Source organism: Agrobacterium tumefaciens (genome assembly GCA_025559845.1).
In the GTDB taxonomy this organism is placed as follows: domain Bacteria; phylum Pseudomonadota; class Alphaproteobacteria; order Rhizobiales; family Rhizobiaceae; genus Agrobacterium.
In genome coordinates this window covers 744,408-758,662 of record CP048469.1, presented here as the reverse complement: position 1 = coordinate 758,662, position 14,255 = coordinate 744,408, and the positions used below count along the sequence as shown (strand labels likewise).

Sequence of the window (14,255 nt, the reverse complement as noted above, 5' to 3'; positions counted from 1 at the left end):
TTTAAAAACAGCTCCATAACCGGAGGCTTCTGTTTGGAAATCCCGCTTCTCTTTCTCGCCTTTGTCGTGGCCTTCATCTACACGGTTGCCGCAAGCATCCGCAACTCGCGGCGTATCAAGTCGCTGGAACGCGACATCCGCGAGTTGAAAATGTTGATGGCGCGTGGCGCAACCGTCGCGGCAGGCACCGCGCCGGTCGTTGCGGGAGGGCAAGCTGCGCCGTCAGTACAAGAGGCGGAGGCGGTAGAAGACGCATCAGCCTTCCAAGCTGACGACACGCCAGAAGCGGTCGACACACAGGCGACGGCAGAAGAAGACACGGGAGCGGGCGACAGCCCAATTTCCGCACCAGCCGAAGACACCGTCGTAGCGCCCACACCCAAGGAAAGCTTCGAGAGCCTGCTCGGCGCGCGCTGGGCCGTCTGGGCCGGCGGTCTTGCACTGGCACTCGGCGGGATATTCCTTGTCAAATATTCGATCGAAGCAGGACTTTTGAGCCCGGCCGTGCGCCTTGCACTGGCTGCACTCTTTGGCCTGCTGCTTGGCGGGGCCGGCGAAGCAATCCGTCGCAAAGCCGTACCCGGCATCGCGGCGACCTATGCCAACGCCATGATCCCGGGTGTCTTGACCGCAGCGGGCGCACTAACACTCTTCGGTGTAGTCTATGCGGCCTACGGCATCTATGACTATATCGGTCCGGCCAGCGCCTTCGTTCTGCTCGGTGTCGTCGCTTTTGCCACCATCGGCCTTTCCCTGCTGCACGGCCAGGCTCTGGCCGGGCTTGGCCTGCTTGGTTCGATGCTGACGCCAGCACTGATTTCCTCGACTACACCGAACATCTGGGCACTGTTCATCTTCCTTACCGTGTCGTGGATGGCGACCGCAGCCGCGGCCCGCAGACAAAGCTGGACCGTGGTGGCCGCACTTGCCAGCGCTGGCCTCGGCCTCTGGGCGCTTGGCTACATTCTCGCTTCCAATTCCGTCGACGCCAACCCGCCAACACTTGCCCTGCTTGCGATGATTGCAGGAACGATCTGGCTCTGGCCCGGCAAACATCTCGATAGCCCGCCGGCACCAACTGACGAAGCGCAGCCTGAAAGGCGTGCGTTGCGCGCCCTGCGACTGCTGACGCGACCTTCGCTGGCAATCAATCTCGTCGTGTCTCTGGCAGCCGTCCTGCCGGCAATGGCGTTCCTGTTCAGCAGTGCTGCAATCAACCTTCACCCCGCCATTCCCGTTGCCGCCATTCTTGCAGCGCTGGCAGCGTTGGGGGCCGCCCGTCATTACGGTGCGTGGCCGGCAATTTTTGCCGCACTCGGCGCCCAGGCAGCCGCTTCACTGATGGCCCGGCACGGCATCGATTTCATCGGCCTGATCGAAAACACCGGGGTCTCGCTTTCTTCGGCTCAGACAGGATACACCGCAGAAATCGCGACAGCGCTCTTGCTTGGCGCCGTGCTCATCCTCTGCGGTTTTTCCTTCCTGAAACGCAAGGGCAAAAAAGATCCGGACTTTGCTATTCTATGGGCGGGTATCGCCGCGCTGTTCCCGGTCTGGCTCGGCACGGCCAGCTTCGTGGAATATGGCAATCTTGGCCGCGACTTCCTGCATGCTGCCTATGGCATCGCACTTGGTGCCATCATGATTGGCGGCGCGGAATGGCTGCACAGGCAGGGTGACGCAGCCTACCGTACACCACTCAATGTCCTGCTCGTCGGCTCTTTCGCCGCCTTTACACTGTCCTTGCACACGCTGACGCAAGGGTTGGCGACCACGGTACTGCTGTCGGTCCTCGGTTTTGCCTATGTGTGGGCAACACGTTATCGCAACTGGGACGCCCTGCCCTGGATCATGGCTATCGCCAGTGTCGGCGTTCTGGGACGCATTGCCTGGGAGCCAACCATCGTCGGGCCACAGAACCTCGGCATCACGCCAGTGTTCAATGCGCTTCTACCCGGTTACGGCATTCCGGCCCTTCTGGCCGTTGCCTCGGCCTGGCTACTGCGTGACTGGCCGAGTTTCCGGGCCAGGAATTTCCTGCAAGCCATTGCCAGCCTGATGGCCCTCCTGGCCGTGGCGATCCTCATCCGCCACGCCATGAATGGTGGAACGCTGGATGACAGCATACCGACGCTCGGGGAGCAGTCGATCTACACCCTGCTGACCATCGGCTTCTCCGGTGTGCTGATGACCCTCGATCTCAAGAGCCCGAGCCCTGTCTTCCGTTACGGTTCGATGGTCGCCGGCATCATCGCCATCCTCAACGTGTTGTCGATGCATTTCGTCACCCTCAACCCGTACATCACGGGAGAGAATACCGGGCGCCTTCCGTTCCTTAACCTGCTGTTGATCGGCTATCTGCTGCCGGCGCTCGCCTATGGCGGCCTTGCCTATTATGCGCGGGGGCGCCGGCCCGCCGGCTATGTCAGCATTCTTTCCGTTGCCGGGGCTGCACTCGGCTTTGCCTGGGCGACACTGTCGGTCCGGCGTTTCTGGCAGGGCGAGAATATCGCCGCATGGAAAGGTTTCATGCAGGGCGAAACCTACAGCTATTCGGTGGTGTGGTTGCTTATTGGTGTGCTGCTGCTTGTTCTTGGCTCGCGCTTTAACGCCCGCAGCCTGCGTATCGCATCAGCCGCTTTCGTGCTGATCTCCGTTGCCAAGGCATTCCTGATCGACATGAGCAATCTCGAAGGTGTATTGAGGGCGCTTTCCTTCATCGGGCTTGGTGTCGTGCTGATCGGCATCGGGCTTTTCTACCAGAAAATCCTGACACGGAAGCCGCAGGAATGATTGCCGCAAACGCCTTTGCCCCCTACGCACCGCTTGCCGAAGCATTGATCCCCCATGCCGCTGATGTGGGCGACGGATCGCACGACCTTGCCCATATCCACCGCGTTTTCGGCAATGCCATGCGCATCCATTCCGGTGAAGGCGGCGATGGGGATGTTCTGGCCGCAAGCGTACTTCTGCATGACTGCGTGGCCGTCGAGAAAAACTCGCCGCTTCGTTCTCAGGCCTCGCGGCTTGCCGCTGAAAAGGCGAGCGGGATTCTTGCATCTCTAGGCTGGCAACAGGCAAAGATCGACGGCGCCGCCCACGCCATTACGGCCCACAGCTTCTCGGCCAATATCGAACCCCAGACACTGGAAGCGAAAATCCTTCAGGATGCGGACCGTCTGGACGCGATCGGGATGGTCGGTGCGGCGCGATGCTTTTACATCGCCGGGCGTATGGGTTCGGCGCTTTACGATCCTGTCGACCCGCTGGCAAAAGACAGGCCACTCGACGACCGCGCCTTCGCCATCGATCATTTCGAAACGAAACTGTTCAAGCTCGCCGATGGCTTCAAGACACAGACAGGACGGGACATGGCGAGAGAACGTCACGACAGACTGAAGCAGGTGCTGGCCCTGTTTCTCGACGAAATCTGAGGAGAGCACGATGCGCGTTACCGAACTCAACATCTATCCGCTCAAAAGCGGGCGTGGCATTCCGCTTCAAGCCAGCGATATTTCCGCCGAAGGCCTGCCGGGCGATCGGCGCGCAATGCTGGTCGATCCTTCCGGTCATTTCATCACCCAGCGGGAATTGCCAGCCATCGCAACATTGCTGGCCTTCCATGAAAATGGCGGCATGCGGTTTTCCAGTGATGGCAAGAGCGAGATTTTCGCTGCTGCATCGGGGCAGCGCATGGACGTGGCGGTGTGGAAATCCATCGTCAATGCCGCAGTTGCAGATGATGAGGTCAACGGCACACTTTCGGAATGGCTGGGCCGCGATGTGAAGCTCGTCTTCTTCGATGAATCGGCCGAACGAATCGCAAGCCTCGAATGGACCGGCAATGAAACGCCCGTCACCTTCGCGGACGGCTACCAGATACTCGTGACCACGACCGCTTCGCTTGCCGCGCTCAACAGCGACATGCAGGCGAATGGTGAAGACAGCGTCGGCATGGACCGCTTCCGTCCCAATATCGTGCTGGAAACCGATGAAGCCTGGGCTGAAGATCGTTGGTCTGCCATCGAGATTGGCGGCATCCGGCTCGATCTCGTCAAACCCTGCGCGCGTTGCATCATGACCACGCAGGACCAGCAGACCGGCTCACGCGACGTCCCTTCGCCCATGAAGGCCATGGGGCGCATTCGTATGTCGGCGGATAGACGTGTTCCCGGCGTGCTGTTTGGATGGAACGTCACTCCCCGGGGTAACGGCCGGATCGCCGTTGGCGATGTCGCAACCATCGTCGAGGACCGGACCGAAGGCTGGCCCATCAAACGGCGCGGTTGAGCCTTCCTTCATTCCACGCAGCGGACTGTCGGATCATCTCTTGCACAAGCGTCGAAGCTGGGCGCGCATCAACGGCGTTGATGCAGCCTGTCAAGAAAAGTGTCTGGTGAGACAACCCGACAGACGATAATAATTCTTCCAATACTGCTGAAATCCGCAGCTTTTCTTGCGCATGCAATCACCTGCGCAGCGCTGCCTTGGGAGGGGTCCCTATGTCACAAGCTGCGCGCCAGAGCATGCCCTGGCTTATCATCATCGCGGGATCGCTGATCGCCGTGATGACTTTCGGCCCGCGCTCCGCCATGGGCTTTTTCCAGTTGCCGATGTTGGCCGACACAGGCTGGGACCGCTCGACCTTCGGTCTCGCCATGGCGCTTCAGAACCTGTTCTGGGGCCTTGGGCAGCCATTTTTCGGCGCAATGGCCGATAAATATGGCACCGGCAGGGTGCTGGTGATGTCAGGCGTTCTCTATGCCGCCGGTCTTGTCTGCATGTCGTTTGGCACATCGCCGTTCTGGCTGCATTTCGGTGGTGGTGTGCTGGTGGGCCTCGGCATCGCGGCGGGCTCCTTCAGCGTCATCCTTTCGGCATTCGCCCGGCATGTCACACCGCAGCAGCGGTCCTTCGCCTTCGGTATCGGCACCGCTGCCGGCTCGGCAGGCATGTTCCTGTTTGCCCCCATCAGTCAGGGACTGATTTCGACCTATGGATGGTCGGACAGCCTGGTCTGGCTTGCTGCGATGATGCTGCTCGTGCCGCTGCTCGCCTGGCCGATGCGTGGCAACTCATCTTCCGGCACGCAATCCCAGTCACAGTTCCAGCAGACGGCTGGCGAGGCGCTGAAAGAAGCCCTGGGTCACAAAAGCTATCTATTGCTGACAACCGGCTTTTTCGTGTGCGGTTTTCAGGTCGCCTTCATCACCGCGCATTTCCCGGCCTATCTCGGCGATATCGGTATCGAGGCACGTTATGCCGTCATCGCCATGGCGCTGATCGGCTTTTTCAACATCATCGGTTCGTTGGCGGCAGGCGTGATCGCACAGCGCTATTCCAAGCCTTACCTGCTGGCCTACATCTATATTGCCCGTTCGGTCGCCGTGACCGCGTTCCTGCTTCTGCCGCAGACGCCGCTTACCGTCGTGATCTTTGCCGCCGTGATGGGCATTCTATGGCTCTCCACCGTTCCGCCAACCAACGCGCTCGTGGCGATCATGTTCGGCACGCGGCATCTGGGCATGCTCGGCGGCGTGGTGTTCCTGTCGCACCAGATCGGCTCGTTCCTCGGCGTCTGGCTCGGAGGTTTCCTTTACGACAAGCTCGGCTCCTACGATCTCGTCTGGTGGCTTGGCGTCGGCATGGGCATCTTTGCCGCCATCGTTCATTGGCCAATCCAGGAACGGCCGGCACCGCGGCCCGCGATAGCCTGACCCCTCGTCGTCACGCGCTTGGCTTATCCCGCCTTGTCGAGTGTGGGCGACGCGGTCTTACGCTGCAGCGCTTTCAGCGCCGCCTGCACGAAACCGTCGCGGGCGGCGTTTTCGTTGAGACCACGCGGATCATAAACATGCCGGTTGAGAAAATGCGCGGTCAGCCGAAACGCAGCGGCAAGACTTTCACAATCGGCGGCCTCTGATTGCTCTTCACTCAGAAATGCAGGAAGCGCCAACATGCGGTCGGCATAGGGAGCGCCGGCTGCACGGCACACCGCCCTGCCCGTTTTCGGCGATACATAGACGAGATCGGTCCGCAAACCGGTCGCAGCGCATTCGGCAAGATCGAGCCCGAAACCGAGGTCGTTCAATACAGCCAGTTCGAACCGCACGAACAGCTCACCGGCATCGGCCGGATCATGAAGATTATCGAGAATGATATCCAGAGCCTGATAGAGATGCGGGTGCGGGTCTCGCTCGGGCAAAAGCCGCAACAGGGCACCCATGGCCTGAACGCCATAGACCGCTGTTGCGGTTTCCATCAGTTGCGCCGCACGCAGTTGCAGCGGTTCGATGCGGTATTCACCGAGATGGTCATGCAGGCGTGCACGCCAGACGACATCCACTCTGTTGCCCGCCTGCAGAACCGGCTGCATGCTGCGCGACCGGCCGGAACGAACCATTCCAAGATAGCGGCCACGCGAACGCGTCATCACCTCGGCGATCACACTTGTCTCGCCGTGGCGCTTTACGCCCAGAATGATTGCCTCGTCCTGCCACTGCATAGAGAAGTCGTCCGAATTTCGATTCAGCCGATCATAACCGATATGGCGAGAAAACGTTATGGTTCACGACGCCGGTGCGGTGATCTTTTCGATGAAAATGGCGATGTCGTTTTCGCCAAACGGTTTGCCGAGCAGTGGCGCGTGCGTGAGATCCTCGGGAAATCCGCTCGTGTCGCTGTAGCCACTGACAAAACCGAACGGCACACCATCGCTTCGAAGACTGCGGGCAAAGTCGTAACTTTTGCCATCGGAAAGGCTGACATCAAGAAGCACGCAGTCGGGACGCTCGGTCTGCACGGCGTTCTGCGCCTGCGCCAAGGTGGTCGCGATCACGATCGTTTCTATTCCGAGGGACTGGAGAACGGCTTCGATATCGAGCGCCACCAGATATTCATCCTCAACGATGACAACCCGCTGCGGCACCATTTCTTTTTCTTTCCAAATGATAAAGCCCGCGAGGCGGACGCTTTATGACTATCACCGCGCATATTCGCGGTGCGAGATCACCGCAGATTTCGCAAATTGAGACAGCTACGTCATTTAAAAAAGACATGTCGTAAAACAATCAGATGAATGGCCGGAGGCTTTTTCCGTCGTCGTCCCATCCAGCCTCTTCGGCAAGTCCTGCATCATCCAGGACCAGACAGCCCTTGTCCGTCCAGCGGATAAGGCCACGATCTGCAAGCTTGCGAAGCGTCTTGTTGGTGTGAACGATGGACAGGCCAAGCGTATCGGCGACATGCTGCTGCGTCACGGGGATCGGCGTGTCGCCGTTCATGAGATTGACCGCTTTCGCCTTGCGATACAGAAACGCAATCAGGTAGGCTGCCCGCTCCAGCGCGGTACGGCGGCCCACGCTCAGCAGGTGGCTGTCCAGCATCCGCTCCTCACTTGCCGCTATCCAGGTCAGATCATAGGCAAGGCTTGGATGATCGGTAAAAAGGCTGTTGAGACGCGAGCGCTCGAACACACAGAGCGTAACCGGAGATAGCGCTTCCACGGAATGCTGCATCTCGCCCATTACCGTTCCCTGCAACCCGACGAGATCGCCGGGCAGTACGTAATTCAGGATCTGACGCCTGCCGTCTTCCAGTGTCTTGTAACGGAAGGCCCAGCCATGCAGCACCGTATAGAGGTGTGCACTGTGCGATCCTTCCATGAGAATGACCGATGTACTCTCAACCGCAAGCTCGCCCGTCTTGAAGCGGGAAACGAAATCCAGTTCGGCGGAAGAGAAGTCCCTGAAATGCGGGATATCCCGCAAGGGACAGTGCTGACAGGGGGTTGTGGAAATGCCGTTCGGTTTTTTGGGCGACATGAATATCCGCTATCGGGAAAGGTTGAAACTTATGTCAGTAACAACCCAGCCGGAGGTGTTCCGGTTCCCGAGAGATCAGCGGAGATATCAGTTGCGCGGGAACTCCAGCCCCATCTCGCGGAAGCGCTCGGGATCATCACCCCAGTTTTCACGCACCTTGACGAACAGGAAGAGGTGGACCGGCTGCTCGAGGATTTCGGCAAGCTCCTTGCGAGACGCAGACGAAATCGACTTGATCGCCTCGCCACCCTTGCCAAGAGCGATCTTCTTCTGGCTCTCACGCTCGACGTATATCACCTGCTCGATCCGGACCGAACCATCCTTGCGCTCTTCCCACTTTTCAGTCTCGACGTGGGAAGCGTAGGGCAGTTCCTGATGCAGGCGCAAAAACAGCTTTTCACGGGTAATTTCGGCCGCAAGCTGGCGCATAGGCAGATCGGAAATCTGGTCTTCCGGATAATACCAAGGGCCCTCGGGCAGAGCGGCGGCCAGGTAGTTCATCAGATCCTCGCAACCGGAACCGTTGGTGGCGGCGATCATGAAGGTGCGATCAAAGGCAACGATTTCGTTCGCCGCAGCGGCGAGCTTCAGAAGATCCTCACGCTTCACCTGATCGATCTTGTTCAGGCACAGGATTTTCTTCTGCGGAACGTCCTTCAGGCCTTCCAGAATGGTTTCGGCGTCGCCCTTCAGGCCACGTTCGCTATCGATCAAAAGCAGGATGACATCAGCATCCTTGGCACCGCCCCAGGCGGACGTGACCATGGCGCGATCGAGCCGACGACGCGGCTTGAAGATGCCGGGCGTATCCATGAACACGATCTGGGCGTTGTCGTGAATGGCGATGCCGCGCATCACGGCGCGCGTCGTCTGAACCTTGTGGCTGACGATAGAAACCTTGGCGCCAACCAGCCGGTTGACCAGCGTCGACTTTCCCGCATTGGTCGGGCCGATCAACGCCACGAAGCCGGAACGGGTCGGAAGGTTATTGTCATCGCCGGATACGGCAGGGTTCTCGAGATCAGCCATGATGTCCATTCAGGTTCAGAGGTATTCAGCACAGTCGCCCTCAAGGCTCTTCTGTGCGCTCAGTTTTTTGTGTCGGCCTTCTGCCAGACACCTTCGCGTTCCAGAAGCCTGGTCGCAGCCACTTGTTCTGCTGCGCGCTTGGAACGTTCTACACCCGTTTCCGGCTTTACGCCCGGTATTTCCACGGTCACCGTGAAACGTGGATCGTGATCCGGACCGGAGCGGTCGTCAATCCGATAAAGAGGTGTAACGGAAAATCTTGCATGGGCCCATTCCTGCAACTCGGTCTTCGCATCGCGACGTCCTGCATCAACGCGGGTTGCGCGGCTCTGCCAGAATTTCAGAATAAACCCACGAGCAGCTTCCAGCCCGCCATCGAGATAGATCGCCGCAATCAGGCTTTCCACCACGTCAGCGCGCACGTTCAGCATCGCCTTGCCGGTCAGTCGCTTCACGTCCGCGCCAGTGCGGATAAACAGGTGGAGCCCCATTTCATCGGCAATGGAGGCGCAAGACTCAGCGCTGACGAGCTGGTTCAAACGGACGGACAGCTCACCTTCCGTTGCAGAGCGGAAAGTGGAGAACAGAAGTTCGGCAACGCTGAGACCGAGAACACGGTCTCCGAGGAACTCCAGCCGCTCATAATTTTCGGTCGTGCCGGAGCGCGCACTGGCATGGGTCAAGGCCCGGTCGAGCCGGGCCTTTTCCTTGAACTGATATCCGATCAACGTCTCCAGCCGGGAGATTTCCTCGACTGAAAGCGGCTTGCTCTTACTCATTCCACAACCTTGAAGAGGCGATCCCAACGCATGTTGGCTGGCCATTCCCAAATGCGGCTGAACGGTGTGTCATTGCCCAGCGAGAAGAAGATGACGCTGGCGCGGCCGATCAGATTTTCTGCCGGCACGAAACCAACATCGAAGCGGCTATCGAGCGAATTGTCGCGATTGTCGCCCATCATGAAGTAATGACCTTCAGGCACCACGAATTCGCGGGTGTTATCCCCACGGCTATCCGGCGACTGGTCCAGTGTGTCGTAAGTTACGCCATTGTCGAGTGTCTCACGGAATACCGGAACGTTTGCGCCCGGATCAGCGCGATAGTCCGACGTAAACACGCCATCCGGCTGCTTCGGAACAGGCTGGCCGTTGATGAACAGCACGCCGTTGGTCACCTGGATGCGATCACCCGGCAGGCCAACAAGGCGCTTGATGTAATCGACTTCCGGGTTCGGCGGCAGGCGGAACACCACGACATCACCGCGCTTCGGTTCGGAGAACTGCAGGATACGACCGGAGAACAGGTCCGGCGAGAACGGCAACGAGTATTTCGAATAGCCGTAGGAGAACTTGTTCACGAACAGGTAATCGCCCACCAGAAGCGTCGGCATCATGGAGCCGGACGGGATCGTGAAGGGCTGAAAGAGAACGGTGCGAATGACCATGGCGAGCAACAACGCCTGGACGATGACCTTGACGTTTTCCCAGAGAGCGTTCTGCTTCTTCTCAGTTTTTTCGGACACTTAAAGACCTGTCTTATTGTTGCCCGGATTTCCCCGTCAGCAGGAACCATTCTGTTGCGGTTCCAGCCGGGAAGCCGGTTTCCATTCCACCTGAAAACACTTTCGCATTTCGAGGGACTTCTCTAGAGCCTTTCCAGCCCGAAGGGAAGCGCTTCCGTCATACGGCCGCAAATAGAACGGCAATATGGCTTAACCGCTAACAGGAAGGGCTTCGATAATCACAAATGCCTGAGCGTAAGGATAGTCGTCCGTGATTGTAAGGTGAATGTTGGCCTTGTGACCAGCCGGCAGCATCGTCTCAAGCCTTTTTGCCGCACCATTGGTGAGCGCCATTGTCGGCTTTCCACCCGGCAGATTGACGACACCCATATCTTTCCAGAAAACGCCATTGGCAAGCCCTGTTCCAAGCGCCTTCGAACAGGCCTCCTTGGCGGCGAAGCGTTTGGCATAAGACGCGGCACGGTTTTTTCGTCCATCGGATTTGGCGCGCTCGATGTCAGTGAAGCAACGGTGAGTGAAGCGCTCACCAAACCGGTTCAGCGAATTTTCAACGCGGCGGATGTCGATAAGATCGCTGCCCATACCGATGATCATTTCAATAACTCCAGAGATGCGTTGCGATTGGCAGCACGCTGCGCCAGATTTTCGATTTTCCGGCGACGGAAACCGCGAATGAGGCTGAAAACAGTGACGTAAGACACCACGGCGGTGATGAGTGCCGGCAACACGGCACCAACGATCATCGGCTCCAATACCGGCTTCCATATTTGGCGGAATTCGAGATGGCTGAACAGCGCGGCAAAATCGACATGGGATGCGCTTTCAGCCCGCTCCCGTCCGAGGAGAACGTGGCCCAGCTCCCAGGTCGACGCCCAGATGAAGGGAAATGTCAGCGGGTTGGCAAGGGTCGTACCGAGTGCCGCAGCAACCAGATTGGCACGCAAAATGAAGCCGAGCGCCACAGCGATGATAATATGGACCCCAAGAAAGGGCGTCCATGCGACACCGGCCCCAATCGCCACACCCGAAGCGACGGAATAGGGCGACGCCGATAACCGCAACAGGCGCAGCTTCATATAACGAAGAGAACGGCTGAAACCCGAGCGCGGCCAAACAAGGTCGCGGACTTTATCGGAAAAACCAACGGGATCACGGCGGCGAAACAACATGAGCCAAGTCTATTTCATCGCCGCGGCACAGCCAAGAGGCTCGGAGACGCGCGAAAGCCGCGCGCCCTCATACTATCTGCATGGCGAAGATCTGCCATGCATGAAATGCATTACTTGCGGAACAGGCCGCGATCGATTTCGCGCTGACGGAATTCGAGGTCAACGTTCGATACCGAACCGCTGAGATATTCGAATTCGCGTTCCTGAGTGGTCTTGCCACGAACGGCGCGGGCGAACTTGCGAAGCGGAGTAAACATGGTTTTCGGTCCTTTCAGTTTGTGACATGGCGTTTCTCATCAGTGGAACTCCACCGGCACGCCGCTTGTCGTGTCTTCAATTTCTGAAAGGAAGATAGTTTCAAACCGCGTTTCGGACCAGACACAGGAAAAGGCCGCTGCCATGCATTAAACGCATAACAACGGCCTTTCTGCTCGATCTTTCGTCTGTGAATGCCTCAATCGAAGGCACGTTTGACCGTTGAGACGCAATCAAGGTCCTTGAGCTGCGACAGAAGCTGGTTCAACTGGCGCAAATCCCACACTTCGATGTCGAGCGCCAGTTCGGAGAAGTCCGTACCGATGCGGATCATGTTCAGTGTTCGGATGTTGACGTCGATCGTTGCAATCGACTGCGCCACCGACGCCAGCGTGCCCGGCTCATTCAACGCATTGATCAGAATACGGGCCATGAACCGCGACTTGTTTGCCTCATCCAGGTCCCAGCGCACGTCGATCCACCGTTCCGGTTCATCATCGAAGCGCTGAAGCGCTGGCGCCTGAATCGGATAGATGGTGATCCCCTTGCCCTTTTCCATGATGCCGACAATGCGATCGCCCGGAACCGCGCCGGCAGGCCCGAAATGCACATCGACATTGCCCGACAGACCACGAATCGGCAATGGATCGGGACCATCGAGCATCTCCGCTGCACCGTCATCCTCGAGAACCGAGCGGGATTTGCCGGGAATCTTGAAGACCATGCCTGAGGCGCTGCGCATATTGAACCAGCCGTCGTCGCCCGTCATTTTCACGGTCACGCGCTCGTCCTGATAATCGGGGTAAACCGCGCGCAGCACATCGAGAGACGACACCTCGCCACGACCGACGGCAGCAATCGCATCTTCAACATCCTTCTGCGCCAGACGATGAAGAACCGGCTTCAATGCCTCACGCGAGAAAGGCTTGCCGGCGCGCTCAAACGTGCGCTCCAGAATACGGTAACCCAGACCCGAATACTGCTTGCGGATTGCCATGCGTGTCGCGCGGCGGATCGCGGAACGGGCCTTACCCGTGACAACAACCTCTTCCCACGCGGCTGGTGGCACCTGCACGCCGGAGCGGATGATTTCGACTTCGTCACCATTGTTCAGGCGCGTCACGAGCGGCATGATCCGGCCGTTGATCTTGGCTCCGACCGTCGTGTCACCGATGTTGGTGTGCACCGCGTAAGCGAAGTCGATCGGGGTCGCGCCACGTGGCAAAGCGATGAGCTTGCCTTTGGGTGTGAAGCAGAACACCTGGTCCTGGAAAAGTTCGAGCTTGGTATGCTCCAGAAACTCTTCCGGGCTGTCGCCTTCGGCCAGTGATTCGATGGTGTGGCGCAGCCAGGAATAGGCGTTGGATTCCGGCGAGAGAAGATCCCCCTCCCCGTTCTCGCCATCCTTGTAAAGCGCGTGTGCAGCGATACCGAATTCGGCAATCTCGTGCATGCGCTTTGTGCGGATCTGCAGTTCGATACGCTGCCGCGACGGACCGACAATGGTGGTATGGATCGAACGGTAGTCGTTCTGCTTCGGCGTCGAGATATAATCCTTGAAGCGACCCGGGACGACACGCCAACGGGTATGCACGATGCCGAGCGCACGATAGCAGGCCGTGATGTCATCGACGAGGATGCGGAAACCGTAGACGTCGGAAAGCTGCTCGAAGGACAGCGACTTCGACTGCATCTTGCGGAACACCGAATAGGGCTTTTTCTGGCGTCCCTTGACGGCTGCACCGGACAGACCGTTCGCAACGAGCAGTTCGCGCAGTTCGTCCTCGATCTTCTTGATCAGGCCTTCGTTGCGGGTTTCCAGTTCCTGCAGGCGGTTGGTGACGGTCTCGTAAGCTTCGGGATTGAGATAGCGGAAGGACAGATCCTCCAGCTCGTCGCGCATATCCTGCATACCCATGCGGCCGGCAAGCGGCGCATAGATTTCCATCGTCTCCTCGGAAATACGGCTGCGCTTGTCGGCAGGCATGTATTCCATGGTGCGCATGTTGTGCAGGCGGTCGGCAAGTTTGACCAACAGGACACGGACATCATCGGAAATGGCGAGAAGCAGCTTGCGCAGGTTCTCAGCCTGCTTCGCCTTGCGGGTGACGAGGTCGAGCTTCTTGAGCTTCGTCAAACCTTCGACGAGACGGCCGATGTCTTCACCGAAAAGCTCATCGATCTCCGCACGCGTGGCGGTGGTATCTTCAATGGTGTCATGCAGCAGCGCGACCGCGATGGTCGATTCATCCAGATGCATTTCCGTCAGGATAGCGGCAACTTCAAGCGGATGCGAAATATAAGGGTCGCCATTGGCCCGCTTTTGCTGGCCGTGTTTCTGCATGGCGTAGACATAGGCCTTGTTCAGCAGGGCCTCATTCGCATCCGGTTTATATTTTTGAACCCGCTCAACGAGTTCGTATTGCCGCATCATGCGATATTCCACAAAAAGAAAGC

Annotated in this window: 14 protein-coding genes; 4 read left to right on the top strand and 10 right to left on the bottom strand. The window is 58.5% G+C overall.

The window, feature by feature from the left end; translation table 11 throughout:
* The first annotated feature begins 33 nt into the window (after window positions 1-33).
* The 4 genes from FY156_03670 (at window position 34) to FY156_03655 (ending at window position 5,717) form a co-directional block, all read left to right on the top strand.
* A complete protein-coding gene (locus FY156_03670) occupies window positions 34-2,793 on the top strand; it encodes a DUF2339 domain-containing protein (protein ID UXS00649.1) in 2,760 nt (919 codons plus the stop codon).
* Window positions 2,790-3,434, top strand: a complete 645-nt coding sequence (locus tag FY156_03665) for an HD domain-containing protein (GenBank protein UXS00648.1) — start codon at window positions 2,790-2,792, stop codon at window positions 3,432-3,434. Before FY156_03670 ends, FY156_03665 begins: the two co-directional genes overlap by 4 nt.
* A gap of 10 nt (window positions 3,435-3,444) precedes the next feature.
* On the top strand, window positions 3,445-4,290 hold the full coding sequence (locus FY156_03660) for an MOSC domain-containing protein (GenBank protein UXS00647.1): 846 nt from the start codon (window positions 3,445-3,447) through the stop codon (window positions 4,288-4,290).
* A gap of 212 nt (window positions 4,291-4,502) precedes the next feature.
* Entirely contained in the window at window positions 4,503-5,717 is a 1,215-nt protein-coding gene (locus tag FY156_03655) for an MFS transporter (GenBank protein UXS00646.1), read from the top strand.
* A 23-nt stretch (window positions 5,718-5,740) separates the two neighbouring features.
* Here FY156_03655 and recO read toward each other — a convergent pair whose 3' ends face one another.
* The 10 genes from recO to FY156_03605 all read right to left on the bottom strand — a co-directional run bounded on the left by recO (window position 5,741) and on the right by FY156_03605 (window position 14,232).
* A complete protein-coding gene (gene recO / locus FY156_03650) occupies window positions 5,741-6,505 on the bottom strand; it encodes a DNA repair protein RecO (GenBank protein UXS00645.1) in 765 nt (254 codons plus the stop codon).
* A 63-nt stretch (window positions 6,506-6,568) separates the two neighbouring features.
* Window positions 6,569-6,931 (bottom strand): response regulator, encoded by a 363-nt coding sequence (locus FY156_03645; protein UXS00644.1) that lies wholly within the window; start codon window positions 6,929-6,931, stop codon window positions 6,569-6,571.
* 139 nt (window positions 6,932-7,070) lie between these two features.
* Window positions 7,071-7,823, bottom strand: coding sequence for a Crp/Fnr family transcriptional regulator (locus tag FY156_03640; GenBank protein ID UXS00643.1), 753 nt, complete (start codon window positions 7,821-7,823; stop codon window positions 7,071-7,073).
* A gap of 87 nt (window positions 7,824-7,910) precedes the next feature.
* Window positions 7,911-8,861, bottom strand: coding sequence for a GTPase Era (locus tag FY156_03635; GenBank protein ID UXS00642.1), 951 nt, complete (start codon window positions 8,859-8,861; stop codon window positions 7,911-7,913).
* 50 nt (window positions 8,862-8,911) lie between these two features.
* A complete protein-coding gene (locus FY156_03630; protein ID UXS00641.1) occupies window positions 8,912-9,631 on the bottom strand; it encodes a ribonuclease III in 720 nt (239 codons plus the stop codon).
* Window positions 9,628-10,374, bottom strand: coding sequence for a signal peptidase I (gene lepB, locus FY156_03625; GenBank protein UXS00640.1), 747 nt, complete (start codon window positions 10,372-10,374; stop codon window positions 9,628-9,630). The genes FY156_03630 and lepB overlap by 4 nt, the downstream gene beginning before the upstream one ends.
* Before the next feature lie 189 nt (window positions 10,375-10,563).
* Window positions 10,564-10,968, bottom strand: coding sequence for a holo-ACP synthase (locus tag FY156_03620; protein UXS00639.1), 405 nt, complete (start codon window positions 10,966-10,968; stop codon window positions 10,564-10,566).
* A complete protein-coding gene (locus FY156_03615; protein ID UXS00638.1) occupies window positions 10,965-11,543 on the bottom strand; it encodes a DUF2062 domain-containing protein in 579 nt (192 codons plus the stop codon). The genes FY156_03620 and FY156_03615 overlap by 4 nt, the downstream gene beginning before the upstream one ends.
* Before the next feature lie 110 nt (window positions 11,544-11,653).
* Window positions 11,654-11,800, bottom strand: a complete 147-nt coding sequence (locus tag FY156_03610) for a DUF3563 domain-containing protein (protein UXS00637.1) — start codon at window positions 11,798-11,800, stop codon at window positions 11,654-11,656.
* 197 nt (window positions 11,801-11,997) lie between these two features.
* Window positions 11,998-14,232: a bifunctional (p)ppGpp synthetase/guanosine-3',5'-bis(diphosphate) 3'-pyrophosphohydrolase gene (locus FY156_03605; GenBank protein UXS00636.1), complete on the bottom strand. Its 2,235-nt coding sequence runs from the start codon at window positions 14,230-14,232 to the stop codon at window positions 11,998-12,000.
* Between the last annotated feature and the right edge of the window lie 23 nt (window positions 14,233-14,255).

Excerpts from the sequence above, each read along its gene's own strand:
- FY156_03640 (UXS00643.1), bottom strand. The coding sequence starts at position 7,823 with ATGTCGCCCAAAAAACCGAACGGCATTTCCACAACCCCCTGTCAGCAC.
- recO (UXS00645.1), bottom strand. The coding sequence starts at position 6,505 with ATGCAGTGGCAGGACGAGGCAATCATTCTGGGCGTAAAGCGCCACGGC.
- FY156_03665 (UXS00648.1), top strand. The coding sequence starts at position 2,790 with ATGATTGCCGCAAACGCCTTTGCCCCCTACGCACCGCTTGCCGAAGCA.
- FY156_03630 (UXS00641.1), bottom strand. The coding sequence starts at position 9,631 with ATGAGTAAGAGCAAGCCGCTTTCAGTCGAGGAAATCTCCCGGCTGGAG.
- FY156_03615 (UXS00638.1), bottom strand. The coding sequence starts at position 11,543 with ATGTTGTTTCGCCGCCGTGATCCCGTTGGTTTTTCCGATAAAGTCCGC.
- FY156_03645 (UXS00644.1), bottom strand. The coding sequence starts at position 6,931 with ATGGTGCCGCAGCGGGTTGTCATCGTTGAGGATGAATATCTGGTGGCG.
- FY156_03605 (UXS00636.1), bottom strand. The coding sequence starts at position 14,232 with ATGATGCGGCAATACGAACTCGTTGAGCGGGTTCAAAAATATAAACCG.
- FY156_03610 (UXS00637.1), bottom strand. The coding sequence starts at position 11,800 with ATGTTTACTCCGCTTCGCAAGTTCGCCCGCGCCGTTCGTGGCAAGACC.
- FY156_03660 (UXS00647.1), top strand. The coding sequence starts at position 3,445 with ATGCGCGTTACCGAACTCAACATCTATCCGCTCAAAAGCGGGCGTGGC.
- FY156_03655 (UXS00646.1), top strand. The coding sequence starts at position 4,503 with ATGTCACAAGCTGCGCGCCAGAGCATGCCCTGGCTTATCATCATCGCG.
- FY156_03620 (UXS00639.1), bottom strand. The coding sequence starts at position 10,968 with ATGATCATCGGTATGGGCAGCGATCTTATCGACATCCGCCGCGTTGAA.
- FY156_03635 (UXS00642.1), bottom strand. The coding sequence starts at position 8,861 with ATGGACATCATGGCTGATCTCGAGAACCCTGCCGTATCCGGCGATGAC.